Source organism: Streptomyces sp. NPDC057543 (genome assembly GCF_042801895.1).
Taxonomy (GTDB): domain Bacteria; phylum Actinomycetota; class Actinomycetes; order Streptomycetales; family Streptomycetaceae; genus Streptomyces.
The window spans coordinates 13,688-38,598 of the sequence record NZ_JBHVFF010000009.1 but is presented as its reverse complement, the minus strand read 5'-3'; the positions used below and the strand labels follow the sequence as shown (position 1 = coordinate 38,598).

The following is a 24,911-nucleotide window of genomic DNA, read 5'->3' as shown; positions in this document are numbered from 1 at the left end:
CCGGCAGTTACTACTCCGCATCCCAGGCAGTGCGCGCCATTTCAACGCAACTACCTTGTCGGTCGGAATAACGAGGTGCGAAACACTACTGACGAGATGATTGGCGGTGGCGCGTCGAGGCCTTGATCATTGCTTCCTGCCCGGTGGTGTGCGGTGTCGGGAATGCCGTCGAATTAGTGGAGGCCGGGGTGGTGTTCGGCCGTCGTCATGGCCTCGACGGCGCCGACCAAGTCGTCGAACTCGACCACGAAAAACCCCGCTTCAGCGGCCAGTTGGCGGGCCGCCCAGCTCTTGCCGACACCTGACGCCCCGTCGCGCGGCAATATGCCCCATGATGTTCCGGTCCCGGCGGAAACATATCGCGTGGGCTCCGCGTCCGCCTCCGGACCTGGCGCTAACGTGACCCAAGTACCGGCCCGCGCAAGGGCGGAGCCGACGGGGCGGGCCGTGCGGAGAGAGCAAGGAGAGCGGGGAGAGCAATCATGGGCGAGCCCCTGAAGACCTTCGTCGGCGGAGCCGAAGTCGACGTACCCAACAGCATCCCGGACATCCGGGCGACCCTTCCCGAAGAGAGACGCGCGGAGTTCGACCGCGCCATCAACGACGCCGGTGTGGGCGAGATCCAGGCGGTCATGCGCCACTGGATGCTGGAGGCCGTGCCCGATCCGGAGGCCGAGAAGATCCTGGACCGGCTGGCACAGGACGAGGCCGAGAGGCGGACCGTCGCTTGAGCTTCCGCATCTCCTACGCCCCACCCGCCGACGACACCCTGGCCAAGATGCGCGAAGGCGAATCCTTCCGCGACGAGATGGTACGCACCCTGGGCCTCGACCCGTACGGACACGGGTCGTCGGCCGTCAAGAGCGAGCGCGACCGCCGCGAGGCGACGGTCGCCGGGGCGATCGTGCTCTATTACGTCTCCGGGTCGGTCCTGACCGTCACCGTGGTGAGGCTCGTACCGCTGCCCTGAACAAACCGGTCCCGGGCGCAGGCCACCGGCGCCTCCGAGCGGGACGTGCTCACTCCCCGGAGTCCGCCGGAACGTCGATGATCCTGCCGTTCTCATCCACGGAGTGGGTCTCCCAGTACGTGTCCCACTTGTCGCCCACGTGCTCGGGAACCTTGCCCTTCGGATAGCGGACGTACCCCTTCGGCGGATCCTCGCCATTGGGCACGCACGCCGATCCGGTGCTCCCGACGGTCATGACCGGGTATTCGCCGCCGCCGCACGTCGCGTCCTGGAGCGAGCAGCCCGCGGTCAGCAGCGCCGCGGTCGCGGAGACCAGGGCGATGCCGACCGCGAACCGGCCCGCGCGGCCGCGTCGGTTGCTTCCGTGCACAGTTGCCTCCCTCGGGGTGGTTGGTACGACCCAGCCTGCCCGGAGCACGAGACATCGACCATGAGTACGAATACTCACTTATGTCCGTACAGGAACCCTACGCCAGCTTGGCGGCTTGGGCCTCGACCACCGCGGTCGGCAGCTCGAAGTCCCCGCCCCCACCCATCGCAGCCAGGTTCATCGAGGAGAACGAGGCCAGCGTGGAGCCCTGACGCAGGGCCACCAGCTTCAACTGCCCCTTTTCCCCGCCCTGTTCCAGCTGCACCGTCCAGGCGACCGCTTCTTCGCCGCCCTTGACCTGCTCCTCGGTGATCTTGCTGACCTTCTGCTTCTCACCGGCCGCCGTGAAGTCGAACCCGCCCGCGCATTCGGTGGCCGCGGTACGCAGGGAGGCGACCGACTCCTCCGCACCCTTGCCGTCGTACGAGCCCAGGGCCAGCTGCGTCGTCGTGATGTCGAAGGCCGTCTTGAACGCCTCTTCGGGGTCCGCGCTGTCCTTGTCCATGCTGCCCTTCTTGGGCTCGCTGACGACAGTCCGCTTGGTGAACGCGCCGGGCTCACCGACCTCCGCGCCCATCAGCGCGTGCGCGAGCGGTGCACAGACCTCCTTCTCGACCTTGATGTCGTCGACGGGCACCACATCCTTGGCCGCGGCCTCGGAAATCTTGTGCCCCTTGACGTCACCCTGGGCGAGCGCGACCTTCTCCAACTCGGCAGCGGTCAGCGCCTTGGCCGCCGGCTTCGCGGCCGCGGACTCCTTGCCCTTGGCATCCGCACCCTTGCCGCCGGAATCGGAGTCCGAGCCGCCACCGCAACCGGCGGCGAGCAGGGCCAGGGACGCCGCGGCGGCGGCAACAGCGGTACGGCGTATGGCGGTGGATCGCATGAGTCCGGTCCGTCTCTCTGAGCTGGAGTCTTCGGGTTTTGCCTACTTTATGAGCGGGAGTTTGTTTGTTGATCAACAAAGGAGGGCACGGGATGCGATCGTGACGGCGCCGTGATCGTCCCGTGAAGGCACAGCCCTTCACCGCAAGCCCTAACGACTTCCGACACAAAGGGGCATTTCTACCCATGCAGATGGATGAGACAACTGCGCGCGTTCTCCGGTCCGTTGGCGTGCCGAAGGAACGGATCACCGCATGCACTCCCCTCGCCGGAGGCACGTTCAACGCCGTGACCCGGGTCGCTCTCACCGACGGCAGCGACTGGGTGGTGAAGATACCGCCGCCCGCGGTCGCCGGAACGCTCATGAGCTACGAGCGCGATCTGCTGGTCAACGAGGTCGAGTTCTACGGCCGCGCGGGTGCGTCGACAGCAGTGGTCCCCCGCGTCCTGCACAGCGAACTCACCTCACAGCTACCGACGTTCCCTGATTTCCCACAGCTCTCGGTGTTCCCGGAGTTCCTGGATCCATCCGCCTCACCCGCGTCCCCGACCGGTCCGTACGTGATCATGTCGGCGTGCCCGGGCCGGCCCTGGAACGAAATCGCCCCCGCCGCCATGTCCGACGCGGAAGAGCGCCGGCTCAGGAACGAGCTGGGACGGATCGTCGCCCGCCTGCACTCCGTCACGGGCCCCGCCGGATTCGGCTATCCGGGGCAGGCGTTGGGGCCGCTGTCGCCGACCTGGCGGCAGGCGTTCACCGCGATGACCGACGCCGTCCTCGCCGACGCCGACACCTACCACGCCCGACTGCCGCGATCGCCGGCCGGTATCCGTGCGCTGTTCGCCGCCGCGTCCCCCGTACTCGACGACGTCACCCGGCCCGCCCTGGTCCACTTCGACCTGTGGCAGGGCAACCTGCTCGTCGACGGGGAGCCCGGCGCACGCACCATCGGCGGGATCATCGACGGCGAGCGGATGTTCTGGGGCGACCCGGTCGCCGACTTCGTATCGCTCGCGCTGTTCGCGGACATGGAGGACGACGCGGACTTCCTTACCGGGTACGCGCAGGGCACCGGACGCCCGGTCCTGTTCGACGCGTCCGTGCGGCTGCGACTCGCGCTGTACCGCTGCTACCTCTACCTGATCATGCTGGTGGAGACCGTCCCGCGCCGCGTTCCGCGGGAGCACCTGGACCGGGCCTGGACGGAGGTCGCTCCGCAGCTCGTGTCGGCGCTGGAGGACGTGGAGTCGGCGCTGCGGGCAAGGGGCTGACCCCACCGACCCGCAGCCTTCCATGCATGCGAACGACGCTCATGTCCGCAACGGCGGCGAGCATGCCACGACCCCCCGGCACGGCGAAGGAGTCGTGCACCGGGGAAGTCCCTGACGGGGAAGCTTCGTATGGAGGAGCCCGGTGTGCCGGGACGCCGAACCGCCGCCGACGGTCAGTCGGCCGGGCGCTGGGTCAGATGCGTGAATGCGTCGAGGTTCCGCGTGGATTCACCGCGCGACACACGCCAGTCGTATTCCTTGCGGATCGCGCTCGCGAAACCCAGCTCCAGCAGAGTGTTGAACGAGCCGTCGGCCGCTTCCAGGACCGTGCCGAGCAGCCGGTCCAGCTCCTGCGGGGTGACCACGGAGAGCGGCAGCTTGCCGACGAGATAGATGTCGCCGAGTGGGTCGATCGCGTAACTCACGCCGAAGAGGCGGAGGTTGCGCTCCAGCAACCAGCGGTGGACCGCCGCGTCGTTCTCGTCCGGGTGGCGGACGACGAAGGCGTTGAGGGAGAGCGAGTGCTTGCCGACGCGCAGTGAGCAGGTGGTGGACAGCTTGCGCGTGCCGGGCAGCGTGACGACGTAGCCACCGGGTTCGGGGCTCTCCCAGACGAGCCCGGCGTCCTCCAGGGTCGCCTCGATGACCTGCGCGACCTGTGTGGCCTGCGCCGTCGCCGCCACAGCCGTTGCCGCTTCGTCGGGTACGTCAGCCATGGTGCGAGCGTACGCGACGGCGATGTTCGTGCATCGCGGCCGTGTACACGTCGGCGGTCGCGGACGCGGCGGTGTCCCAGCCGAAGCCCTGGGCGTGTGTGGCAGCGGCCGCACCCATCCGGGCGACCAGTTCCGGTGCGTCGGCGAACCGGCCCAGCGCCTGGGCGTACGCCTGCGGGTCGTGCCCCGGTATCAGGAAGCCGCTGACCCCGTCCCGCACCGCCACCGGGAGCCCGCCGACGGCCGCCGCGACGACCGGGGTGCCGGCCGCCTGGGCCTCTATGGCGACCAGGCCGAAGGACTCGCTGTACGAGGGCATGACCAGCACGGACGCGGCCCGGAACCAGTCGGCGAGCTGGTCCTGCCCGACCGGCGGGTGGAACCGTACGACGTCCGCGATGCCGAGCCGGGCGGCCAGCTTCTGCAGCCCCTCCGGCTTGGCGAGCCCGCTGCCGCTGGGGCCGCCGACGACCGGTACGACCATCCGGGTACGCATCGAGGGATCGAGGTCCAGCAGGGCGGCGACGGCCCGCAGCAGCACGTCCGGGGCCTTCAGCGGCTGGATGCGCCCCGCGAAGAGCGGGATCAGGGCGTCCCGCGGCAGTCCGAGGCGCGCACGCGCCGCCGCCCGACCGTCGGCCGGGCGGAAGCGGTCCAGGTTGACCCCGGGGTGGACGACCGCGACGGCCCCGGGATCGGCCTCGTAGAAGCGGACGAGCTCTTCCGCCTCTCCGGCGGTGTTCGCGATCAGCCGGTCGGCCGCGCTCACGATCTGGGTCTCGCCGATGACGCGGGCGGCCGGCTCGGGGGTGTCGCCCGCGGCGAGCGACGCGTTCTTGACCTTGGCCATGGTGTGCATGGCGTGGACGAGCGGGACGCCCCAGCGCTGGGCCGCGAGCCAGCCGACATGACCGGAGAGCCAGTAGTGGGAGTGGACCAGGTCGTAGTAGCCGGGGCGCTGACCGGCCCACGCCTGCATCACGCCGTGCGTGAAGGCGCAGAGCTGGGCGGGCAGCTCCTCCTTGGCCAGACCCTCGTACGGTCCCGCGTCGACGTGCCGGACCAGGACGCCGGGCGCCAGCTCGACCGTCGGGGGCAGCCCGCCGGTGGTGGACCGGGTGAAGATCTCGACCTCGATGTTGATCGCGGCGAGGCGCCTGGCCAGCTCCACGATGTAGACGTTCATGCCGCCCGCGTCACCCGTGCCCGGCTGGTGCAGCGGCGAGGTGTGCACGGAGAGCATCGCTACACGGCGGGGTTTGCGGTGACCGCCGGGGAACGCGGTGGGGAACCTGAGGCGCGGCGCGACGCGGCTGCTGCCGAGCCGGGAGACGTACTGACTCACGTCGTCCGGTCCTCCTCACTCAGGGCATGACAGCGGAGGGACTTGAGCCCCTCGCAAGGGGCTGCAACAGTGGAATTCCCCCTTTCATTTCCGCTTTACCAAATCATTACGGTGCGGGAGCCGAACGCCGGGGCCGGGAAGCGGGGCCGGGCCCCGCGCCGCCTGCCACCCCCGCGGAATCGTTACGCTCGCTGTCATGCGCCCCATCGGCACCGCGACCCGCGGGACCACCAACCCGAACCGGCTCCGCCGCATGGACCGCTGGATCGCCGCCACCCACGGCCCGGCCCTGCGCCGCGCCGACGCCCCCGTCGCCGTCGACCTCGGGTACGGCGCCGCGCCCTGGACCGCCGTCGAGCTGCTCCAGCGCCTGCGCACCGCCGAGCCGCGCACGACGGTGACCGGCATCGAGATCGACCCGGAGCGGGTCGCGGCGGCGAAACCGTACGAACGCGAGGGCCTCACCTTCCTGCACGGCGGCTTCGAGATACCGCTCCCCACCCGTCCCGACCTCATCAGGGCGGCGAACGTGCTGCGCCAGTACGACGAGGACGAGGTCGCCGCGGTCTGGCAACGGCTGTGCGACCGCCTCGCGCCGGGCGGGCTGCTGGTGGAGGGGACGTGCGACGAGATCGGGCGCCGGCACGTCTGGGTGGCGCTAGGCCCGGAGGGTCCGCGCACGGTGACCTTCGCGACCCGGCTCGGCTCCCTGGAGCGCCCCTCCGACCTCGCGGAACGCCTGCCCAAGGCGCTGATCCACCGCAATGTGCCGGGCGAGCCGGTCCACGCCTTCCTGCGGGACTTCGACCGGGCGTGGGCCGCGGCCGCCCCGTACGCCTCGCTGGGTGCCCGGCAGCGCTGGATCACGGCGGTGCGGTCGCTGTCGGCCGACTGGCCGCTGGCGGACGGGGTGCGGCGCTGGCGCCAGGGCGAAGTCACGGTGAAATGGGCCGCCGTCCGGCCCGGCCGACAGCCCAACACGCGCTGAATAGCCCTGGCGAACGCGCGTTCGAGGAGGCGGTCGGGAACACGGACGAGGCATCGTTCGTCCAGACGAAGGGGAGCGACAGCGACCACGGGGCCGTCAGGACAGCGGCCGTGTGCCTCTGTTGCTTTTCGGGACGGCATGGCACGATCTCGTCATCGACCAAAGTTACTGACGGTAAATCAGATTCGTTGTATCTACCGGTTCCACAGGCTTCATAAGTTTCATCGGGTTCATTCGGAGGGGGATCTCGTGAACCGACGTCACTGTGCCGCAGCCGCGATCACTCTGGCCTGCGCGCTGACCGTACTCACCGCGCCGGTCCAGGCATTCGCCGCGCCCCCACCCCCCTCTCCCTCCGCATCGCAGCCCGCTTCCGGGTCCGAGGCGGCGAAGCCGAAGAAGACCCTCGAAGAGGTACGCAAGGAGATCGACGCCCTCTACCGCAAGGCCGGGGCGGCCACCGACGCGTACAACCTCGCCGAGGAGAAGGCCGAGAAGCAGTCCGGCGAGATCGTCAGGCTGGCCCGGGCCATAGTCGCGGGCCAGGCGAAGATCGCCGAACTCAAGAGCCAGGCGGGCGCCCAGGCCCGCGAGCAGTACCGCTCCGGCGGACTGCCGCCCGGCGCCCAACTGATGCTCAGCGACGACCCGCAGCTGTTCCTGGACGGGGTGACCCGGGTCAGGGAGGGCCAGCAGGCAGCCCGGGGCGTCCTCGGCGAACTGACCAGGACCCAGCAGGACTTGGAGACGTACACCCAGGACGCGAGCACCAACTGGGAGAAGCTCGAAGCGAGCCGCCTCAAACAGGCCGAGGCCAAGAAGAAGATCAACGCGCAGATCGCCGCGGCGAAGAAGCTGGAATCCCAGCTGAAGAAGGAGGAGCGGGCCCGCCTGCTGAAGCTGGAGCAGGAGGCGGAGTACAAGCAGCAGACGGCCTGGCTCAGCTCCGGCGCCCTGAAGGACATCAACCGCGAGGCGAGCGCGAGCGGCAAGGAGGCGGTGGCCTTCGCGACCGCGCAGATCGGCAAGCCGTACCGCTGGGGGGCCGAGGGCCCCGATTCGTACGACTGCTCGGGGCTGACGTCACAGGCCTGGGCGGCAGCGGGCCGGCCGATCCCGCGCACCTCGCAGGAGCAGTGGCGGCTGCTGCCGCACATCGCCGTCAAGGACATGCGCCCCGGCGACCTGATCATCTACCACGGCGACGCCAGCCACGTGGGCATGTACATCGGCGACGGGGCGATCATCCACGCCCCCCGACCCGGCCGCAACGTCACCCTGGCGGGCGCGGGCTCGATGCAGATCCTCGGAGTCGTACGCCCGGACAAGTAGGGAGACCGACCGGGTCCGGGGGCGGGGCCGGATGCGGGGACGCACCGACCGGATTCGGGGGGCGCGGGCCGCGTCGAGCGCGGCCGGCGATCGGGGACGAAGCGCGCCCCGGCGGTCACTCCCCCCGGCACCCTGGCGGACCCCTGACCCTCGTGGGAGCGACCCGCGCTCGCACGGGAGTGACCCGCGCCACCGGCCCGCACCACCCCGCGTGACCTTTGTCATGCCCGGATACCCACCCCCACGCCCGCGCATCTCGCCGGATCCGTGACCTGACGCGGCTTATGGCGGTGCATATGACAGCGGCCGATCGCGGAACGGCATTCCGTTCCGCCACCGCGGAACGCTATCGTCCCCGTCTGGCGGGTCGTCGATCGACGTTCCGCCGCGCCCTCGGGGGGAGGGAAGGAAACCTGAAACCGATGCCCGTACCCGTACCGCAGCAACAACAGCACACCGTTCCCGCTGCGGAGACCTCCCACGGCGCCCACCTCACCCTCCTGGTGATCGAGGACGACCCGGCGGGCACGTTCACCGTTCCGGAGCTCCCGGCCGTGGCCGGCAGGCGAGTCCGCATCCGCACCGCCCGCAACCTGACCGAGGCGGGCCGGCTCCTCACCGACGACGTGGACTGCATCCTGCTGGACCTGGCCCTGCCCACCGGCAACGAGGCGCGCTCGACCGGACCCGAAGGGGCCGAGGACGCCGAGCGGGCCGACGGGCTCGCCACCCTCAAGCACGTCCTGCGGATCGCCCCGCGCCACGCCGTCCTCGCCCTCACGGCGGAGGACGACGCCGAGCTGGGCGCCGAGGCGGTACGGGTCGGCGCCCAGGACTACCTCTGCCGCGGCGAACTCGACGGACTGCTCCTCAGCCGCGCCATCCGTTACGCCGTCGAACGCAAGCGCGCCGACACCGCTCAGCACCAGCTCACCGAGTCCCGGCTGCGCGCCCAGGAGAACGCCCGTCTCGAACGCGGCCTGCTCCCCACCCCGCTGCTCGAAGGCTCCGATCTGCGCTTCGCGGCCCGCTACCGCCCCGGCCGCAGCCGCGCGCTGCTCGGCGGGGACTTCTACGACACGGTCCGCACGCCCGACGGCACCGTCCACGCGATGATCGGCGACGTCTGCGGGCACGGCCCCGACGAGGCTGCGCTCGGCGTGGAACTGCGCATAGCGTGGCGGGCGTTGACCCTGGCCGGGCTCTGCGGGGACGAACTGCTCTCCACGCTCCAGCAGGTCCTCGAGCACGAGCGGGAGAGCGAGGAGATCTTCGCGACGCTCTGCACCGTCGACATCGCGCCCGAGGGCAGGCGCGCCGGGCTCAGCCTGGCGGGCCACCCCGCCCCGCTGATCGCCCGGCGCGGACAGGCCGCGCGCCTTCTCCCGTACGAGGACGGCGGCCCGGCCCTCGGCCTGCTGCCGCGCGCCCGATGGCCGCGCCGGCAGGTGGACCTCGGCGGCACCTGGAGCCTGATGATGTACACGGACGGGCTGATCGAGGGGCGCGTGGGACCGGACGGTACGCAGCGGCTCGGCCAGGACGGCATGGTCGCGATGATCAACCGCCATCTGGCCGAGGGGTTCACCGGCGAGGCCCTCCTGGAGGCGGCGGTCACCGAGGCGCGGGAGCTGAACGGCGGCGAGCTGACCGACGACGTCGCGGTCCTGCTGCTCGACCGCGACCAGGAGCACAGCCGCCGGTGGGGCGTGAACGGCGAACGGGGCCGGAGCATCCCGCGCCCCCGCCCCGAACCGACACCACCCACGCCCTCCGCAAGCGCCGCGGGCGCCACGACCGCCGCGAGCGGTCAACGCCCGCCGTTGTAGGGCCCGTACGGCCCGTCGCTGCCGGAGCCACCGCGTCGGCCGCCACCCGAGACCGCCTGCAGCGCGGGCCGTACGTCCACCAGGAAGACGATGGACGCGACTGCTCCGGCAAGCTGCAGGAACAGCATCGGCACGAAGAGGTTCACGGCGACGGTGATGCCGAGGATGATCAGCCAGAAGGACTTCTTCTGCTTGTCCGCGGCCCGGTAGGCGTCCTCACGGGCCGTCGCGGCCATGATCAGTGCGACCACGGCCAGGACGAGCATGACCATGTAGAGCAGCCAGACGAGTGTGCTGAATCCTGTGAGCAACATGGTGTGCACCGCCTAATAAATGGATGAGCGCCTCGCGGCCAAGGTACCGGGACAACGAGCCGGGCACCCCGAAAGGTGCCCATCCCGTGCCCCGGTACACCATCCGGCCGGGGCGTTGCGACCCTACTTCGCGGTCGGCGGAGTGGTCTTCTTCGCGGCGGGCTTGCGCGCGGGCGCCTTCTTGGCGGGCGCGGCCTGCGCCTTGCTCTCCGGCCGGACGGCCTTCGGGGCGGGCGCGGCCTTGGCCGGCCCCGGCTTCGCGGCCGGACCGGGCTTGGCGGCCGGCTCCGTCTTCGCGGTGCCCGTCGGCCTGGACTCCTTGCGCGGCTCGACGACGACGGCGATCTCGACGATCTCGTCGGCCGTCTCGCCACGCCAGTTCCTCACGGTCTGCTCACCGCGCTCGGCGACCTTCTCGTACGTCTCCCGGGCCCGCACCGCGTACTCCGCGGCCACGCCCAGGCCCCGCAGCGCCAGGTCCTGGGCGTTCTCGCCCAGCTTCCGCAGGTCGCTGTCGAACGACCCGATCACCTCGGTGACCTTGGCCTGCACGGTGGCCTGCGCCTCCTTGGCCTGCGAGGCGACCTTCTCCTGCACGGCCTTGGGGTCGGCGTTGCGTACGGCCTCGATACGCTCCGGCGCCTCCGCGCGCAGCTGCTCGATCAGCGCCGGGACCTTGCGCGCCTGCTCGACGGCGATGTCGGCCGTACCGGCGGCGAAGTAGAGGGGGGTCGGGTCGGTGAGGGTCTTGCGCAGGTCATCGGTGATGGCCATGACTGTGGTCCTCCCGGATCATCAGACTCAGTGTGAGGGTTTTGAAGACTTTCAAGGCTTTGAAGCCGAGTCGGCATCGCTGCCGCCGGCCTTGTGGGAGCCGTCGGCACCGGCACCCGCTCCGGACCCGCCGCCGGTCTCCGATCCGGCTCCGACGCCGGATTCCGGTCCGGGCTCGAACCCGTTCTCCTTGCGGAAGGAGTCGTAGATCTGCAGCAGAACACTCTTCTGCCGCTCGTTTATGGACGGGTCGGCCAGAATCACCGCCCGCGTCTCCAGCTCCTCCCGCTCCCGCTCATCCAGAATCCCGGCCCGCACGTAAAGGGTCTCGGCGGAGATCCGCAGCGCCTTGGCGACCTGCTGCAACACCTCGGCGCTCGGCTTGCGCAGCCCGCGCTCGATCTGGCTGAGGTAGGGATTGGACACCCCCGCGGCATCAGCGAGCTGCCGCAGCGACAGCTGCGCGTTGCGCCGCTGCTCGCGCAGATACTCACCGAGATTGCCGACGTTGAGTGATGCCATACCTCGATGGTGCACCCATCTTGCTAACTTTTGCAAGCACTCGCTTGCAAAAGTGCGCCACACCACCCGCGCGGCCCTCTCCGTGCCGCCCTCGGGCGCCTGTCGCAATGTCTCGGCCAGTCCGAGGTGCACCGTCCACACCCCACCGGAGCCGACAGGACATCACGCGCCCCGTGTCCCGCCCCGGGGATCCGCTCCGACGCCTGCGGACCCTGCGCCGCAACCGGTACCGCTATCCTCGACCGGGGCCGGGCCACACCCGCGGCGCGTCCATGATCGCGGGGCAGCCGAGGTCCACGGGGTCGACGCGCTGCCGCAGGAGCGGGGCGACCGGTGCGCCGCGCGCACCGGCTCCGGCCCTTCCCCAAGCTCTCAACTTCGTGAGCAGGGGAGACCCATGGCGCCGCCCACCCCGTACCCCTGGTTCCGCTTCTCCCCGCGCCGCAGCAGGCCTGGCGCGAGGTGGCCGAGACGCCCGACCGCGAGCCCTTGCACGACGGCCGCCGGTTGGTCGACGCTTCCTTCGGCCGGGCGCGCCGGGTGGCCGGGGCCCAGGGGCTTCACGGGCCGAAGCGGCCGAAGCGAAGGAGAACCAGGCGTACCGCTCGAAGCCGGTCGGATCGAGCCGGGCGACGCCGACGGGGACCGCGAAGGCGGCCCCCGCCCGACAGATGGAGACACGATGAGCATGGCCACGAGGACGGACACGCAGTCGTCCGCGCCGCACACTGCCGACAGCCACGATCTGATCCGCGTGCACGGCGCGCGCGAGAACAACCTCAAGGACGTCAGCATCGAGATCCCGAAGCGCCGCCTCACGGTGTTCACCGGCGTCTCCGGCTCGGGCAAGAGCTCGCTGGTGTTCAACACGATCGCCGCCGAGTCGCAGCGACTGATCAACGAGACGTACAGCGCCTTCGTGCAGGGTTTCATGCCGACGCTGGCCCGTCCCGAGGTCGACGTACTCGAAGGGCTGACGACCGCGATCGCCGTCGACCAGCAGCGGATGGGCGGCGACCCCCGCTCCACGGTCGGCACCGCCACCGACGCCAACGCGATGCTGCGCATCCTCTTCAGCCGGCTCGGGAAGCCGCACATCGGCCCGCCCAGCGCGTACTCCTTCAACACCGCCTCGGTCCGGGCGAGCGGCGCGATCACCGTCGAGCGCGGTGCCAAGAAGGCGGTGAAGGCGACCTTCTCCCGCACCGGCGGCATGTGCACGCGCTGCGAAGGCCGGGGCACCGTCTCCGACATCGACCTCACGCAGCTCTACGACGACTCCAAGTCGCTCGCCGAGGGCGCGTTCACCATCCCCGGCTGGAAGTCCGACAGCTTCTGGACGGTCCGGGTCTACGCCGAGTCGGGCCTCCTCGACCCGGACAAGCCGATCCGCAAGTACACGAAGAAGGAGATGCACGACTTCCTCTACCGGGAACCGACCAAGGTGAAGGTCGAGGGCGTGAACCTCACCTACGAGGGACTGATCCCCAAGATCCAGAAGTCGTTCCTGTCCAAGGACAAGGAGGCGCTGCAGCCGCACATCCGGGCGTTCGTGGAGCGGGCGGTCACCTTCACCACCTGCCCCGAGTGCGACGGGACGCGGCTGAGCGAGGGAGCCCGGTCGTCGAAGATCGAGCGGATCAACATCGCCGACGCCTGCGCGATGGAGATCCGCGACCTCGCCGAATGGATCCGCGGCCTCGAGGAGCCTTCGGTGGCGCCGCTGCTCGCCGCGCTGCAGGAGACCCTCGACTCGTTCGTGGAGATCGGCCTCGGCTACCTCGCGCTCGACCGGCAGGCGGGCACGCTGTCGGGCGGCGAGGCGCAGCGCGTCAAGATGATCCGCCACCTCGGTTCCTCGCTCACCGACGTCACGTACGTCTTCGACGAGCCCACCGCGGGCCTGCACCCCCATGACATCCAGCGGATGAACGACCTGCTTCTGCGGCTGCGGGACAAGGGCAACACGGTGCTCGTCGTCGAGCACAAGCCGGAGTTGATCGCGATCGCCGACCACGTCGTCGACCTCGGCCCCGGTGCCGGTACGGCGGGCGGCGCCGTCTGCTTCGAGGGCACCGTCGAGGAGCTGCGGGCCGGTGACACCGTCACCGGCCGCCATCTCGACGACCGGGCCGCCGTCAAGGAGACGGTACGCAAGCCGACCGGCGCGCTGGAGATCCGCGGCGCGACGGCGAACAACCTGCAGGGCGTCGACGTGGACATCCCGCTCGGGGTGCTCGCCGTCGTCACCGGCGTCGCCGGTTCCGGCAAGAGTTCGCTCGTGCACGGGTCGATCCCCGCCGGCGAGGGCGTGGTGTCGGTCGACCAGAGCCCGATCAAGGGCTCGCGACGGAGCAACCCGGCGACGTACACCGGACTGCTCGACCCGATCCGCAAGGCGTTCGCGAAGGCCAACGGCGTGAAGCCGGCCCTGTTCAGCGCCAACTCCGAGGGTGCCTGCCCCACTTGCAACGGCGTCGGCGTCGTCTACACCGACCTGGCGATGATGGCCGGCGTCGCCACCCCCTGCGAGGAGTGCGAGGGGAAGCGGTACCAGGCGTCGGTGCTGGAGTACCACCTCGGCGGGCGCGACATCAGCGAGGTGCTGGCGATGTCGGTGGCCGAGGCCGAGGAGTTCTTCGGCGACGGCGAGGCGCGCACACCGGCCGCGCACCGCATCCTCGAACGGCTCGCCGACGTCGGGCTCGGCTACCTCAGCCTCGGCCAGCCGCTCACCACGCTGTCCGGCGGCGAGCGGCAGCGGCTCAAGCTGGCCACCCACATGGCCGACAAGGGCGGTGTCTACGTCCTCGACGAGCCGACCACCGGCCTGCACCTCGCCGACGTCGAGCAGCTGCTCGGTCTGCTCGACCGGCTCGTCGACTCCGGTAAGTCGGTCATCGTCGTCGAGCACCACCAGGCGGTCATGGCGCACGCCGACTGGATCATCGACCTCGGCCCCGGCGCCGGCCACGACGGCGGCCGGATCGTCTTCGAGGGCACGCCCGCCGACCTCGTCACCGCCCGCTCCACCCTCACCGGCGAGCACCTCGCGGCCTACGTCGGCGCCTGACCGGGGCGGGCTCCGTAGGGCGGTTCTCGCACACCGGAGCCGGTGTGCGAGGACTGGACGGGGATCACCCGGACAGCGGCAGCGCGCTGTCCGGCCGATTCCGGTCCGGGACACCCGCACGACGGCCGTCCGCAGGGCAGTCGCCCACCGGTTGACCTTCACCTTGGGGGAGGCCGCAGCATCGGTGGGGCCGGGCGACCTGCTCGGCACGAGGAGGAGAGCGGGCATGGGGCTGCTGACCATAGGGACGTTCGCGAAGGCGTCCCGGCTGTCACCGAAGGCGCTGCGTCTCTACGACGAGCTCGGACTGCTGACCCCCGCTCGCGTCGACCCGGTGACCGGCTACCGGCTCTACGCCCCGGACCAGTTGGACCGGGCCCGGCTGGTGGCCTGGCTGCGCCGCCTGGGCATGCCGCTGGCTCGCATCCAGCACGTCTGCACGCTGGACGCGGCCGCGGCGGCCCAAGAGGTCCGCGCGTTCTGGGCACGAGTCGAGGCCGACACCGCCGCACGGCGGGACCTGGCCACCTTCCTCGTCGACCACCTGTCCCGGAAGGACCCCGCCATGTCCCCGATCACCCGGCCACTGGAAATCCGTTACGCCGCACTGTCCGACACCGGCCTCGTCCGGGAGAGCAACCAGGACACCGCCTGTGCCGGATCGCGCCTCCTCGCCGTCGCCGACGGCTTCGGGACCGGCGGAGCAGCTGCCGGCGCAGCCGCCATCGACGTACTCAAGCGCCTGGACACCGACGACGTTCCCGCAGGCAGTCTCCTCAACGCCCTCGAAGACGCCGTCGAACAGGCCGGTCGGGCCGTCCACGGAGTCGCCGAAGCCGGCCCCTCACCGCAAGAAGTCGGCACGACGCTCACCGCGATGCTCTGGACCGGCTCGCAGTTGGCTCTTGTCCACATCGGCGACTCCCGCGCCTACCTGCTGCGTGCCGGAGAGCTCTTCCGGATCACCCATGACCACACCGTGGTGCAGTCGATGGTCGACGAAGGGCGCCTCAGCCCGGAGGAGGCCGTCTCCCACCCTCAGCGATCGCTGCTGATCCGGGCCCTGGGCGGGGGCGCCGAAGTCACGCCCGACATGCGCCTGCACGACGCGCGGCAGGGCGACCGTTATCTGCTCTGCTCCGACGGCCTGTCGAGCGTCGTGCCGGCGGAAGAGATTCACCGGACACTCGTCGCGATCAGCGATCCGGAGCAGGCGGTGCGCGAACTCATCGCCCTTGCCAACCGCTCCGGCGGCCCCGACAACGTCAGCTGCGTGGTCGCCGACGTCATGGAACCGGGTTCGGGCCACTGACTCCGGCGCCCTCCGGCGGAAGCCCGATCGGCATCCGCCGGGCCCTCGTATCCCCCGACGAACACGAGACCCGGGGTTGCACGTTGCCGCGCTGCCCGCTCGAAGGCCCGAATGAAATGAATGTGCCGATCCGGTCCTTCGGCGGGCAAGCTGCCTTCATGGCCTCCTCACCGAACAGCGCACCGTCCCCCTCCGGCCCCGGCGCCTTCGAGCTGGGCGGCACCGTCACCGTCCCGCGGCTCGGCTTCGGCGCGATGCAGTTGCCGGGGCGGTGGAGCGGGCCCGCCGGTGACCCCGGGACCGCGGTGGCCGTGGCCCGGCGCGCCGTCGAACTCGGGGCACGGCACATCGACACCGCCGCGTTCTACTTCTCCCCCACCCACCGCGCCAACGACCTCCTGCGCGAGGCCCTGTACCCGTACCCCGCCGACGTCACCATCGCCACCAAAGTCGGCCCGCTGCGGGACGAGACCGGTGAGATGTACGCCGAGGCCCGTCCCGATCAGCTGCGCGGGGAGGTGGAACGGAATCTGGAGGACCTCGGGGTCGACTCCCTCGATCTGGTGAACCTGCGGGTGGGACGGCTGGGTTCTGGGGTCGCCGGGTCGCTGGGCGAACGATTCGAGGTGCTGGCCGCACTGCGCGAGGAAGGGCTGATCCGGCAGCTCGGCGTCAGCAATGTGACGCGCGAGCAGCTCGCGGAGGCGCGGTCGGTCGCGCCGGTCGCAGCCGTGCAGAACCGGTTCGGCGTGCTCGACCAGGCGGATGCCGCGCTCGTCGACGAGTGCGCGGACGCCGGTATCGCGTACATGCCGTTCTTCGCGCTCGGCGGCGGCCACACCGAGCTCGGCGGCGAGAACGTCCGGAAGGTCGCGGAACGGCACGGCGCGACGGTGCACCAGGTCGCCCTCGCGTGGGGGCTGGCCCGCTCGCCCTCGATCGTCCAGATCCCCGGCACCGCTTCGCTGGCCCACCTGGAGGAGAACATGGCCGCCGGCCGGCTGACGCTCGACGAGGAGGACATGGCGCTGCTCGGACGTCGCCAATAGCGGGACAGCTGTGCGGAACGGCGCCGGGCATGCCTCGACGCCTTCAACAGCGTGGTCGGAACACCTGTGCCCGCGGTCGACGCCGAAGTCCGGCCGGGCGATGTCGCGGGGGCGTACACCCGGAGCGACCGGGCGAAGCGGTTGCTGGGCTGGGCTGGGCTGGCAGCCGCGGTACTCGCCGGCGGAGGGCATCCGCCACTCCCTGGAGTGGGCCGACGTACGAGAGGACGCGCTCGGCCGTTCCGTGCAGGCGCGGGTGCGGGTGTGCGCAAGGGAAGGGAACGGACCTCGCACGCCCGCCCCCCGGAACCACACGGCCTAGGATCCCGCCCATGGCTATCGACCCCGGCTACACCTGCTCCTGCTGCGGCGAGCACCACGCGGAACTCCCGATGGGGTACTCGACCATGGCACCCGACCTCTGGGACGCGAGCCTGGAGAACGATCCCGACAGCATGCTCTCCTCGGACCAGTGCATCGTCAGACACGAGCACTACTTCATCAAGGGCCTGATCGAGATACCCGTCCTCGGCAGCGAGGAGCCGTTTTCCTGGGGCGTCTGGGTCTCGCTCAGCCGGGAGAACTTCGGACGTGCCCTCGACGTGTGGGAGACCCCCGGCCGGGAGTCCGAGCAGCCGTACTTCGGCTGGCTGAGCACCGAGTTGGGGCTGTACTCGCCCCGCACGACCAACCTCAAGACGAACGCCCACACCCGCCCGATCGGCCTGCGTCCCAGGATCGAACTGGAGCCCACCGACCATCCCCTCGCCGTGGAACAGCGCACCGGCATCACGCGCGACCGGGTGCGCGAGATCGCCGAAGCGGTGCTGCACGCCGACGACGGCCCCGCCTGAGCGCTCCCGCGCCCAGCGGGCGGTCGTGACCGCGCGCCGGGCCGGCCGCTACTGTGCGCCGAGTCCCGACCGCAGCTGCACGAAGGCGAGTTCGGCCGCCTCGACCGCGCCGTCGTACACCTGGTCCGCGCTCTCCCCCGCTTCGATCCGCCGCCAGTTCTCCAGGGCCAGGATGCGCAGTACGGCGATGATCTGGCCCGCGGCCAGCCTGTCCCGCACCCCGTCGCCCAGCGCACGGGCGAGCGCCGCCTCCGAGCGGCCCTGGTAGGTGTACATGCGGGCGACCAGGGACGGCGTCCCGTACAGCATCCGCTGATACGCCAGCACCTCCGGCACATCGCAGAGTCCGGTCACCGGGTCGCGTCGCTCCAGGCCGTCCAGGTAGTTGCGGCGCAGGGCGTCCAGGGGGGACTCGTCGTCCGCGCGGGCGGCGACCACGCGGGCGGACTCGTCCTCGTGGTCGGCGAACCGGTGCAGGGCCAGGTCCTCCTTGGCCGGGAAGTACCGGAACAGCGTCGGCTTGGAGATGTCCGCGGCGGCCGCCACCTCCGCCACCGAGACCTTGTCGAAACCCCGCTCCACGAACATCGCGATCGCGGCATCGGAGATCGCCTGGTACGTCAACTGCTTCTTCCGCTCACGCAGGCTCATCGGAGCATGCCGGGCGGGAGCCGCATGCTCCGCCGTCCCGGGCGGCTCGGGTGTCTCTCCGCTCATGACCATGAAGCGTACGCCTTGACCTCAACCGGACTTGACGTCCGAGAGTGGTCGCACGGGTGCCCGGCGGGCCGGACGCCGGCAGCCGGAAGGGTGTGATCCAGATGCTCGCGGTGCTGGTCAGGGGGCTGGGCGGGCCGCAGTCGCTGGTGACGGCCGAGCTGCCGGACCCGGTCGCGGGGCCGGGGCAGGCGGTGATCGAGGTGAGCCATGTCGACATCGGCTTCGTGGAGACGCAGATCCGCTCGGGTGCGTGTGCGCAGGCCCCGATCGCCCCGCTCCTCGCCGCCTCGCCGCCTCGCCGCCTCAGTCCCGCGCCCGCGCCTCCACCAGGGACTCGATCCCGTCCAGCACGCGTTCGAGCCCGAACCTGAACTCATGGTCGGGCTCGCCCGGCGTCCCCAGCACTCCGGACTCCAGCATCCGGAAGAGCGACGGATGCCGTACGGGGTCGACGAGCCGCTCCAGGGTGCGGGCGCGCCCGTCCCGCACCTCCTGCACCGGGATGCCCCGCTCCGCCACGGCGACGGCGAGGTCCGCCATGAGCAGCGCCTCGTTCCGCACGAACCCGCAGACCAGGGTGATGACGGAGGCCCTCTCGTCCGCGCGGAGACCGGTGCCTTCGAGGGCCTGGAGACCCTGCTCCCACCAGGCGACGGAGTTCGGGCTGGCGGGCGGGCCCGAGACCGGAATGCGGAGCATCCACAGATTGCGGTGGAACACCCGGCGCTGCGCCCACGCCCACTGCGCGAGCGCCTCCCGCCAGCCGCCACCGCTCTCCAGCACGGGCAGCGGGGGCGGCTGGCCCATCGCCGCCTCCCGCATCAGGACGTAGAGCTCCCCCTTGGCGGCCACGTACCGGTACAGCGACATCGTCGAGGCGCCCAGATCCTTGGCGACCCGCCCCATCGACACCCCGCCCAGCCCTTCGGACGCCGCCACCGCCACCGCGGCGTCCACGATGCGGGCCAGGCTCAGCCCGGGCTTCGGCCCCTTGACCGGAAGCGGCCGCAGCCCCCAGGCGGCCTCGATGCTGGCCGGCAGGCCCGTACCACCCGGCGAGCTCGTCTCTTCAGCCACCCGAACCCCCACCCGTCCTCGGAACCGGCCCAGTTGTGCGTAAACCCTACGCAGATTTACGCACGCCCAGAAGGGCTGATCACGGGGCGGTGGCAGTGGCAGCGACGGTGGGTGCGTGCGACGTGAACCAGTTCTCGTAGCCCTGCCTCGTCGTCCCCACCGACGGCCGGCGTCGGCTCGGCGCGACCTGCCGTCGGCGGCGGGCCGGGGCCGGTCCTAGAACACGTCCGGGCACCAAGCCCGCCGCGCCGCCCGGAACATCCCCTCCGCCAGCGCCACCGCACCCGGCGTGCGTTCCTCGATGCGACCCAGGGCCGCCAGCCGGACCGGCGATTCGTCGCCCAGGTAGAGCGTCCCCAACTCCCTTACGTCCAGGGCAAGATCGGCTTCCGCCGAGGTGGGGGTGCAGCTCGCGCCGGACGGAGAGGCGTCCAGGCGGTAGCGGCCGGTGGTCAGGCCCGTGGTGTCGTGGACGTCCAGGACCAGCGCGCCGGGCAGCGCGTACGTCCTGGCCTCCAGGGCGCGTACGACGTCCAGGACGCGCACCCACAGCCAGTCGGCGTGGGTCACGATGCGGGCCGCGCGCGGGTCCGGGAGCAGGAGGGGCAGCAGGTCGTCGGGGGCGCGGTAGCCGGTGCGGACCGTGGTGATCCAGTCGATCGAGCAGACGAAGTGCCACAGCGCGCGCTCCGCGGCCGGGGTGACGGCAATCTGCCCGAGCACCGTGGCCCGGTTCAGTGGCTGCTTGGCATCGCCCCAGTTGTCGTCGGCGCGGTAGACGATCAGACCGTCCGTCTCACCGGCCGCGTTGCTGTAGACCGCGTAGAACGGTTCCTTCCAGACCTCGGGACCGGACGGGACCTCGCCGGTTTTCACTTTCCACCAGCGGGCGTCGCGGTCGACCGCACCGTGCTGCCGGGCGCGCAGCCGGTCGTGGAGGGCCGGGCCCAGCTTGCGTACGTCGGCACCGCTCACCAGGTCGACCCGGCCGCCGTCCTGTGCGGAGGGGCCCGACCAGCGCGGGTCGAGGCCCGCCCTCGGTACGTCGATCTCCCACTCGGTGGTCCACGTCGCCGGACCGAAGCCGTACCGCCCGTAGATCGGGTACTCGGCGGCGATCAGGGTGGCGACCACGTCGCCGCGCTCCTTCGCCGCTGCCAGGTCCGTGGTCATCATCCGGCTGAGCAGTCCGCGACGGCGGTGCGTGGGCGACACCGTGACGTTGGAGATCGCGTCGGCCGGCACCGTGGCACCGCCGACGGCCGTGAGCTCCTGCGCGAACGAGCGGAACGTGGCCACGCACCGCCCTCCGTCGAACGCGCCCTGCGTGCGGGCGAGGTCCGTGTACGGGAGCCGCCGTTCGGCCTCTTGTTCCGTTCCTGTCGGCGGGTGCAGAAAGCCGGTGTGCTTGGCACGCAGCCAGTCGGGGAACTCGGAAGCGGTGATCGTCCGGACGTCAGGAGCCATGTGACCCACGCTAGGCACCGGCCTCACGGGTTGTCGCCCGGTTTTCCGGGACCGCGCAACCCGGTCAGAACGCCGCCCTGATCTCGCCGACCTCACCGCCGCCGCCCAGCAGCGGCGTGCGTCCGATCCGGGAGACCACCGGAGCGTCGATGCCGAGCAGGCGCAGCGACCGGGCCAGCACCGGGCCGAGCGCCCGCGTCGCGCCGTCGTCGATCTTGAAGGCCAGGGCCCGGCCGTCCGCCAGCGCCACCGCCTGCACCGCCTCCGCGCCCATCTTGGAGAGCGTGCCCGGCACCTCCCGCATCAGCCAGGTGTCGGGGCGGCGCGTTCCCGCCACGTACTCGGGGTGGGCCCGCATCGCGTCGCCGACCCGGCGCTCCGCCGTCCCCGGCTCGGCCAGCACGAACGTGCGGAAGGCCCGCGCCAGACCCACCAGGCTGAGCGCCATCAGCGGCGCCCCGCACCCGTCCGTACCGACCGCCGCGACCGGCTCGCCGGCCGCCTCCTCGACCACCTGGTGCACCAGCTGCTGGAGCGGGTGCGACGGGTCGAGGTAGGACGCCCGGTCCCAGCCGTTCAGCGCGCACGCCGCGAGCATCGCCGCGTGCTTGCCGGAGCAGTTCATGGTGATCCGCTCCCGGACGTGGCCGGCGGCGAGATACGTCTCCGCCTCCGCAGGGTCCAGCGGCAGATCGGGCGGGGTCTGCAGATCGGCGGAGGTCAGTCCGTGCTCGGCGAGCATCCGGCGTACGAGTTCGAGGTGGAACCCCTCGCCGGAGTGGCTCGCGGCGGCCAGTGCCAGCCGCTCCCCGGACAGGTCGAGCCCGGCCCGCAGCACGGCCGCGGCCTGCATCGGCTTGTTGGACGAACGAGGGAAGACCGGCGCCGTCGGATCGCCCATGACCCGTTCCACGCTGCCGTCGGCGGCCAGGAGGACCAGCGAGCCCCGGTGACGGCCCTCCACGAAGCCGGACCGTACGACCTCGGCCAGGACGGGGTGGGCGGGGGATATGACGGAGGGGGCAGCGGGTGCGGCGCTGGAGGTCATGGTGGCCTTCCGGGGACGGGCGGAACCCGCCCCCGGAAGGGTCGCTTCAGGCGAGCAGGTCGTCTACTTGTGCTTCACCGTCACGGTACCTGCGGGCGATCTCGGCACTGCAATCGTCAGCGGTGCGTTGCAGCTGGTGACGGCGGCGGGAGACCTGCTGCTCGTAGCGGACCAGGCGCCCCATCGCGATGTCCAGCTCGTCGTCCGTACGGGCGTCGAGGTCGGAGAGCTCGACCTCGGCGAGCGTCTCGGCCGCCAGCCGGCGGTACTCATCGCTGCGCGGCGTGGTGAGCGTGACGTGCCGGGCGGAGGAGCGGTGCTGGGACGGGGTGTCGGCGAGGATCTCCGAGAGCCGGTCCACCACCGGTGCCTCCGGATCCCGTCTGCGGGCCAGCTCGGCCCGCAGGATGTCGATCCGGCCCTGGATCAGCCGCCGCACATAGCTGAGGTCGGCCTCGTCGCGCTGCGAGTCGCGGCGCAGTGTGCGCAGCTCCGGCAGGCGCAGGCGGACCAGCTCCGGCTGCGGCCCCGCGGACGGGCCGTCCAGGTATCCGTGGCCGGTTCGCTGGACGGGTGGGCGCAAGGTGCCGGTGCTCGTACTCGTACTGGTGCCGGTACGTGTGACCGGCACGGCGCCGGGGGACTGCCCGGTTCCATAGGTACTCATGCTGGTGTCCATCCCCTCGACCGGTGCGTCGGCACACCGCCTTCCCAGCATGGTGCCACTCCGGTCGGGCATATGTGGATGCTCTGTACCCGTTCAGCCCAAGACAGGTTGGCCAGGATAGGTTGGTCCATATGCGTGCAGTGGTGCAGAGGGTGGACGGTGCGAGCGTCACGGTGACCGACGGCACGGGCGCGTCGGGCGGTCCCGAGGTCGTCGGCGAAATCGTCGGCGAAGGGCTGTGTGTGCTGGTCGGGGTCACCCACGGGGACACCCCGGAGAAGGCGGCGCAGCTCGCCCGCAAGCTCTGGTCGGTCCGCATTCTGGAGGGCGAGAAGTCCTGCTCCGACGTGAATGCGCCGCTTCTGGTGATTTCTCAGTTCACCCTCTACGGGGATGCCCGGAAGGGGCGCAGGCCCACCTGGAACGCCGCGGCGCCCGGCGAGGTCGCCGAACCGCTGGTCGACGAGGTGGTGGCGCAGCTCAGGGCGCTGGGCGCGCAGGTGGAGACCGGCCGGTTCGGGGCGGACATGCGGGTCTCGCTCACGAACCACGGCCCGTTCACCGTCATCGTCGAGGTCTGAACCGGCCCACGGCCCGACCGCGGACAGAGGCCGGGCCCATGCCGGTCGGTGCGGGCCCGACCGCGGACAGAGGCCGGGCCCATGCCGGTCAGTGCATCGGTACGGACGCGGCAGACGCCGCGCGTAGAGAATCTGCGTGCGGTTACGGCTCCACGACCGTCTCCTGGGCGGCGGCGGTATCCCCCGCGAGCAGCTCCGCGTCCACTGCCACGTTCCGCTTGACCAGAGCCAGCGCGATCGGCCCCAGCTCGTGGTGGCGGGCGGACGTCGTGATGAAGCCCAGCTGCCGGCCCTCGGCGCCGTCCGCGGCGAGCCGGACAGGGGTGCCGTGTCCGGGCAGCACGACCTCGCTGCCGTCGAGGTGCAGGAAGACCAGCCGCCGCGGCGGCTTGCCCAGGTTCTGCACCCGGGCCACGGTCTCCTGGCCCCGGTAGCAGCCCTTCTGCAGGTGGACCGCGGTGCCGATCCAGCCCAGCTCGTGCGGGATGGTGCGGTGGTCGGTCTCGAAACCGAGGCGCGGTCGGTGCGCCTCGACGCGCAGCGCCTCGTACGCCAGGATGCCGGCCACCGGGCCGTGTGCGGCCGCGTACGCCTCCAGGTCGGCGCGGGGCAGGAACAGGTCCCGGCCGTACGCCGTCTCCCGTACCGTCACCCCGTCCGGGACCTCCGCGATAGAACCGGCCGGCAGGTACACGACGGCGAAGTCCGCGGTGCGGTCGGCGACTTCGACCCGGTAGAAGAACTTCATGGACTCCAGGTAGGCGACGAGGTCGCCCTGCGTGCCCGGTTCGGCGTGCATCCACACGGTCTCGCCGTCGTCGACGAGATAGAGGGCGTGCTCGATGTGTCCGTGCGCGGTGAGGATCAGGGCCTCGGTGGCCTGTCCCGGGGCGAGTTCGCTGACGTGTTGGGTGAGCAGCAGATGCAGCCAGGCCAACCGGTCGCTGCCGGTGACGGTGACGACGGCGCGGTGCGAGAGGTCGACGAGGCCGGAGCCGTCGGCGAGGGCGCGCTGCTCGCGGAACAGGTCACCGTAGTGCGCGGCGACGCCTTCGTCGCGGCCTTCGGCGGGGACCGCGCCGGGCAGGGACAGCAGAGGGCTCTTCATGCGACCAGCGTACGACGCGATTTACGGCTCGGGACGGGTCGGTCCTATGCCTTGGGTCCGGCCGCGTCGGCCGTCCGTGCCGCGTCCCCGGATGCCGCCTTCGCCGTGCAGTCGGCGCAACGGCCGAAGATCGCGAAGTGCTTCATGTCCGTCTCGAACCCGAAGCTGTCCTGCAGCTTCGCGGTGAACTCGGCGACGACCCCGACATCGGCCTCGATGACGTTCGTGCAGTCGCGGCAGACCAGGTGGATGTGGTGGTGGCGGTCGGCCAGGTGGTACGTCGGCGCCCCGTGCCCCAGATGGGCGTGGCTGACCAGCTCCAGCTCCTCCAGGAGTTCGAGCGTCCGGTAGACGGTGGAGATGTTCACGCCGGACGCGGTCCTGCGCACCTCGGCGAGGATGTCGTCGGGCGTCGCGTGTTCCAGCGTGTCGACGGCTTCCAGGACAAGCTGCCGCTGCGGCGTCAGCCGATAGCCGCGCCGCCGGAGATCGGTCTTCCAATCGGTGCTCACCACAGGCCCAGTGTAGGACCGGGTGAACACCTGGCCCCAGCTATGTCCGGGAGGAGTCCGTAGCTATGTCCGGGAGGAGTCCGTAGCTATGTCCGGGAGGAGTCCGTGCACTGCTCCGGCGTGGAC

The 24,911-nt window shown here is 71.1% G+C and carries 26 protein-coding genes; 12 read left to right on the top strand and 14 right to left on the bottom strand.

Going from position 1 to position 24,911, the window contains the following annotated elements; all coding sequences use genetic code 11:
* The first annotated feature begins 122 nt into the window (after positions 1 to 122).
* The 3 genes from ACFU8Q_RS03355 (at position 123) to ACFU8Q_RS03345 (ending at position 970) form a co-directional block, all read left to right on the top strand.
* A complete protein-coding gene (locus ACFU8Q_RS03355; RefSeq protein ID WP_384447184.1) occupies positions 123 to 305 on the top strand; it encodes a hypothetical protein in 183 nt (60 codons plus the stop codon).
* Between the two features lie 177 nt (positions 306 to 482).
* Positions 483 to 731, top strand: a complete 249-nt coding sequence (locus tag ACFU8Q_RS03350) for a hypothetical protein (RefSeq protein ID WP_384447182.1) — start codon at positions 483 to 485, stop codon at positions 729 to 731.
* On the top strand, positions 728 to 970 hold the full coding sequence (locus ACFU8Q_RS03345) for a hypothetical protein (protein ID WP_384447180.1): 243 nt from the start codon (positions 728 to 730) through the stop codon (positions 968 to 970). The genes ACFU8Q_RS03350 and ACFU8Q_RS03345 overlap by 4 nt, the downstream gene beginning before the upstream one ends.
* Positions 971 to 1,019: 49 nt before the next feature.
* On the opposite strand, the gene ACFU8Q_RS03340 is transcribed toward ACFU8Q_RS03345, so the two are convergent.
* Together ACFU8Q_RS03340 and ACFU8Q_RS03335 are read right to left on the bottom strand one after the other, a co-directional pair.
* Complete coding sequence (locus ACFU8Q_RS03340) at positions 1,020 to 1,292, bottom strand: SCO0607 family lipoprotein (protein WP_384447227.1); 273 nt, start codon at positions 1,290 to 1,292, stop codon at positions 1,020 to 1,022.
* A 145-nt stretch (positions 1,293 to 1,437) separates the two neighbouring features.
* Positions 1,438 to 2,226: a hypothetical protein gene (locus tag ACFU8Q_RS03335; RefSeq protein WP_384447178.1), complete on the bottom strand. Its 789-nt coding sequence runs from the start codon at positions 2,224 to 2,226 to the stop codon at positions 1,438 to 1,440.
* Between the two features lie 185 nt (positions 2,227 to 2,411).
* Here ACFU8Q_RS03335 and ACFU8Q_RS03330 point away from each other — a divergent pair, with 185 nt between their 5' ends.
* Complete coding sequence (locus ACFU8Q_RS03330; protein ID WP_384447177.1) at positions 2,412 to 3,497, top strand: phosphotransferase family protein; 1,086 nt, start codon at positions 2,412 to 2,414, stop codon at positions 3,495 to 3,497.
* A gap of 173 nt (positions 3,498 to 3,670) precedes the next feature.
* On the opposite strand, the gene ACFU8Q_RS03325 is transcribed toward ACFU8Q_RS03330, so the two are convergent.
* Together ACFU8Q_RS03325 and mshA are read right to left on the bottom strand one after the other, a co-directional pair.
* Positions 3,671 to 4,213 (bottom strand): YbjN domain-containing protein, encoded by a 543-nt coding sequence (locus ACFU8Q_RS03325; RefSeq protein ID WP_384447175.1) that lies wholly within the window; start codon positions 4,211 to 4,213, stop codon positions 3,671 to 3,673.
* A complete protein-coding gene (gene mshA / locus ACFU8Q_RS03320; RefSeq protein ID WP_384447174.1) occupies positions 4,206 to 5,558 on the bottom strand; it encodes a D-inositol-3-phosphate glycosyltransferase in 1,353 nt (450 codons plus the stop codon). Before mshA ends, ACFU8Q_RS03325 begins: the two co-directional genes overlap by 8 nt.
* Positions 5,559 to 5,754: 196 nt before the next feature.
* On the opposite strand from mshA, the gene ACFU8Q_RS03315 reads away from it, so the two are divergent.
* The 3 genes from ACFU8Q_RS03315 (at position 5,755) to ACFU8Q_RS03305 (ending at position 9,707) form a co-directional block, all read left to right on the top strand.
* Entirely contained in the window at positions 5,755 to 6,546 is a 792-nt protein-coding gene (locus ACFU8Q_RS03315; RefSeq protein ID WP_384447172.1) for a class I SAM-dependent methyltransferase, read from the top strand.
* A 249-nt stretch (positions 6,547 to 6,795) separates the two neighbouring features.
* The gene (locus ACFU8Q_RS03310; protein WP_384447170.1) at positions 6,796 to 7,878 is read left to right on the top strand and encodes an NlpC/P60 family protein; all 1,083 of its coding nucleotides are present in this window, start codon (positions 6,796 to 6,798) and stop codon (positions 7,876 to 7,878) included.
* Between the two features lie 422 nt (positions 7,879 to 8,300).
* Positions 8,301 to 9,707: a PP2C family protein-serine/threonine phosphatase gene (locus tag ACFU8Q_RS03305; protein WP_384447168.1), complete on the top strand. Its 1,407-nt coding sequence runs from the start codon at positions 8,301 to 8,303 to the stop codon at positions 9,705 to 9,707.
* On the opposite strand, the gene ACFU8Q_RS03300 is transcribed toward ACFU8Q_RS03305, so the two are convergent.
* From ACFU8Q_RS03300 to ACFU8Q_RS03290, 3 genes are all read right to left on the bottom strand, one after another.
* The gene (locus tag ACFU8Q_RS03300; RefSeq protein ID WP_384447166.1) at positions 9,689 to 10,021 is read right to left on the bottom strand and encodes a DUF2516 family protein; all 333 of its coding nucleotides are present in this window, start codon (positions 10,019 to 10,021) and stop codon (positions 9,689 to 9,691) included. The genes ACFU8Q_RS03305 and ACFU8Q_RS03300 overlap by 19 nt on opposite strands.
* Positions 10,022 to 10,144: 123 nt before the next feature.
* Entirely contained in the window at positions 10,145 to 10,795 is a 651-nt protein-coding gene (locus ACFU8Q_RS03295) for a hypothetical protein (RefSeq protein WP_384447164.1), read from the bottom strand.
* Between the two features lie 51 nt (positions 10,796 to 10,846).
* Positions 10,847 to 11,317, bottom strand: a complete 471-nt coding sequence (locus ACFU8Q_RS03290; protein ID WP_384447162.1) for a helix-turn-helix domain-containing protein — start codon at positions 11,315 to 11,317, stop codon at positions 10,847 to 10,849.
* Between the two features lie 682 nt (positions 11,318 to 11,999).
* Between ACFU8Q_RS03290 and ACFU8Q_RS03285 the strand changes: the two genes are divergently transcribed.
* The 4 genes from ACFU8Q_RS03285 to ACFU8Q_RS03270 all read left to right on the top strand — a co-directional run bounded on the left by ACFU8Q_RS03285 (position 12,000) and on the right by ACFU8Q_RS03270 (position 17,605).
* A complete protein-coding gene (locus ACFU8Q_RS03285; protein WP_384447160.1) occupies positions 12,000 to 14,390 on the top strand; it encodes an ATP-binding cassette domain-containing protein in 2,391 nt (796 codons plus the stop codon).
* Between the two features lie 226 nt (positions 14,391 to 14,616).
* A complete protein-coding gene (locus ACFU8Q_RS03280) occupies positions 14,617 to 15,702 on the top strand; it encodes a MerR family transcriptional regulator (protein ID WP_384447158.1) in 1,086 nt (361 codons plus the stop codon).
* 158 nt (positions 15,703 to 15,860) lie between these two features.
* The gene (locus ACFU8Q_RS03275; RefSeq protein WP_384447157.1) at positions 15,861 to 16,751 is read left to right on the top strand and encodes an oxidoreductase; all 891 of its coding nucleotides are present in this window, start codon (positions 15,861 to 15,863) and stop codon (positions 16,749 to 16,751) included.
* A gap of 332 nt (positions 16,752 to 17,083) precedes the next feature.
* The gene (locus ACFU8Q_RS03270; RefSeq protein WP_384447155.1) at positions 17,084 to 17,605 is read left to right on the top strand and encodes a DUF2199 domain-containing protein; all 522 of its coding nucleotides are present in this window, start codon (positions 17,084 to 17,086) and stop codon (positions 17,603 to 17,605) included.
* A 48-nt stretch (positions 17,606 to 17,653) separates the two neighbouring features.
* Here the strand turns inward: ACFU8Q_RS03270 and ACFU8Q_RS03265 are convergent, their stop codons facing one another.
* From ACFU8Q_RS03265 to ACFU8Q_RS03245, 5 genes are all read right to left on the bottom strand, one after another.
* On the bottom strand, positions 17,654 to 18,328 hold the full coding sequence (locus ACFU8Q_RS03265; RefSeq protein ID WP_384447153.1) for a TetR family transcriptional regulator: 675 nt from the start codon (positions 18,326 to 18,328) through the stop codon (positions 17,654 to 17,656).
* 300 nt (positions 18,329 to 18,628) lie between these two features.
* On the bottom strand, positions 18,629 to 19,402 hold the full coding sequence (locus ACFU8Q_RS03260; RefSeq protein WP_384447151.1) for a TetR/AcrR family transcriptional regulator C-terminal domain-containing protein: 774 nt from the start codon (positions 19,400 to 19,402) through the stop codon (positions 18,629 to 18,631).
* Positions 19,403 to 19,618: 216 nt separating this feature from the next.
* Entirely contained in the window at positions 19,619 to 20,869 is a 1,251-nt protein-coding gene (locus ACFU8Q_RS03255; protein WP_384447149.1) for a GNAT family N-acetyltransferase, read from the bottom strand.
* A 64-nt stretch (positions 20,870 to 20,933) separates the two neighbouring features.
* The gene (locus ACFU8Q_RS03250; protein WP_384447147.1) at positions 20,934 to 21,917 is read right to left on the bottom strand and encodes an asparaginase; all 984 of its coding nucleotides are present in this window, start codon (positions 21,915 to 21,917) and stop codon (positions 20,934 to 20,936) included.
* A gap of 46 nt (positions 21,918 to 21,963) precedes the next feature.
* Positions 21,964 to 22,584 (bottom strand): ABC transporter substrate-binding protein, encoded by a 621-nt coding sequence (locus ACFU8Q_RS03245; RefSeq protein WP_384447145.1) that lies wholly within the window; start codon positions 22,582 to 22,584, stop codon positions 21,964 to 21,966.
* Between the two features lie 131 nt (positions 22,585 to 22,715).
* Here ACFU8Q_RS03245 and dtd point away from each other — a divergent pair, with 131 nt between their 5' ends.
* Positions 22,716 to 23,165, top strand: a complete 450-nt coding sequence (gene dtd, locus ACFU8Q_RS03240) for a D-aminoacyl-tRNA deacylase (RefSeq protein ID WP_384447144.1) — start codon at positions 22,716 to 22,718, stop codon at positions 23,163 to 23,165.
* 142 nt (positions 23,166 to 23,307) lie between these two features.
* Here the strand turns inward: dtd and ACFU8Q_RS03235 are convergent, their stop codons facing one another.
* Together ACFU8Q_RS03235 and ACFU8Q_RS03230 are read right to left on the bottom strand one after the other, a co-directional pair.
* Positions 23,308 to 24,273, bottom strand: a complete 966-nt coding sequence (locus tag ACFU8Q_RS03235) for a YgfZ/GcvT domain-containing protein (protein ID WP_384447142.1) — start codon at positions 24,271 to 24,273, stop codon at positions 23,308 to 23,310.
* 44 nt (positions 24,274 to 24,317) lie between these two features.
* A complete protein-coding gene (locus tag ACFU8Q_RS03230) occupies positions 24,318 to 24,788 on the bottom strand; it encodes a Fur family transcriptional regulator (RefSeq protein WP_384447140.1) in 471 nt (156 codons plus the stop codon).
* Between the last annotated feature and the right edge of the window lie 123 nt (positions 24,789 to 24,911).

Excerpts from the sequence above, each read along its gene's own strand:
- ACFU8Q_RS03350 (WP_384447182.1), top strand. The coding sequence starts at position 483 with ATGGGCGAGCCCCTGAAGACCTTCGTCGGCGGAGCCGAAGTCGACGTA.
- ACFU8Q_RS03335 (WP_384447178.1), bottom strand. The coding sequence starts at position 2,226 with ATGCGATCCACCGCCATACGCCGTACCGCTGTTGCCGCCGCCGCGGCG.
- ACFU8Q_RS03330 (WP_384447177.1), top strand. The coding sequence starts at position 2,412 with ATGCAGATGGATGAGACAACTGCGCGCGTTCTCCGGTCCGTTGGCGTG.
- ACFU8Q_RS03325 (WP_384447175.1), bottom strand. The coding sequence starts at position 4,213 with ATGGCTGACGTACCCGACGAAGCGGCAACGGCTGTGGCGGCGACGGCG.
- ACFU8Q_RS03315 (WP_384447172.1), top strand. The coding sequence starts at position 5,755 with ATGCGCCCCATCGGCACCGCGACCCGCGGGACCACCAACCCGAACCGG.
- ACFU8Q_RS03305 (WP_384447168.1), top strand. The coding sequence starts at position 8,301 with ATGCCCGTACCCGTACCGCAGCAACAACAGCACACCGTTCCCGCTGCG.
- ACFU8Q_RS03300 (WP_384447166.1), bottom strand. The coding sequence starts at position 10,021 with ATGTTGCTCACAGGATTCAGCACACTCGTCTGGCTGCTCTACATGGTC.
- ACFU8Q_RS03295 (WP_384447164.1), bottom strand. The coding sequence starts at position 10,795 with ATGGCCATCACCGATGACCTGCGCAAGACCCTCACCGACCCGACCCCC.
- ACFU8Q_RS03290 (WP_384447162.1), bottom strand. The coding sequence starts at position 11,317 with ATGGCATCACTCAACGTCGGCAATCTCGGTGAGTATCTGCGCGAGCAG.
- ACFU8Q_RS03285 (WP_384447160.1), top strand. The coding sequence starts at position 12,000 with ATGAGCATGGCCACGAGGACGGACACGCAGTCGTCCGCGCCGCACACT.
- ACFU8Q_RS03280 (WP_384447158.1), top strand. The coding sequence starts at position 14,617 with ATGGGGCTGCTGACCATAGGGACGTTCGCGAAGGCGTCCCGGCTGTCA.
- ACFU8Q_RS03275 (WP_384447157.1), top strand. The coding sequence starts at position 15,861 with ATGGCCTCCTCACCGAACAGCGCACCGTCCCCCTCCGGCCCCGGCGCC.
- ACFU8Q_RS03270 (WP_384447155.1), top strand. The coding sequence starts at position 17,084 with ATGGCTATCGACCCCGGCTACACCTGCTCCTGCTGCGGCGAGCACCAC.
- ACFU8Q_RS03265 (WP_384447153.1), bottom strand. The coding sequence starts at position 18,328 with ATGGTCATGAGCGGAGAGACACCCGAGCCGCCCGGGACGGCGGAGCAT.
- ACFU8Q_RS03255 (WP_384447149.1), bottom strand. The coding sequence starts at position 20,869 with ATGGCTCCTGACGTCCGGACGATCACCGCTTCCGAGTTCCCCGACTGG.
- ACFU8Q_RS03250 (WP_384447147.1), bottom strand. The coding sequence starts at position 21,917 with ATGACCTCCAGCGCCGCACCCGCTGCCCCCTCCGTCATATCCCCCGCC.
- ACFU8Q_RS03245 (WP_384447145.1), bottom strand. The coding sequence starts at position 22,584 with ATGAGTACCTATGGAACCGGGCAGTCCCCCGGCGCCGTGCCGGTCACA.
- dtd (WP_384447144.1), top strand. The coding sequence starts at position 22,716 with ATGCGTGCAGTGGTGCAGAGGGTGGACGGTGCGAGCGTCACGGTGACC.
- ACFU8Q_RS03235 (WP_384447142.1), bottom strand. The coding sequence starts at position 24,273 with ATGAAGAGCCCTCTGCTGTCCCTGCCCGGCGCGGTCCCCGCCGAAGGC.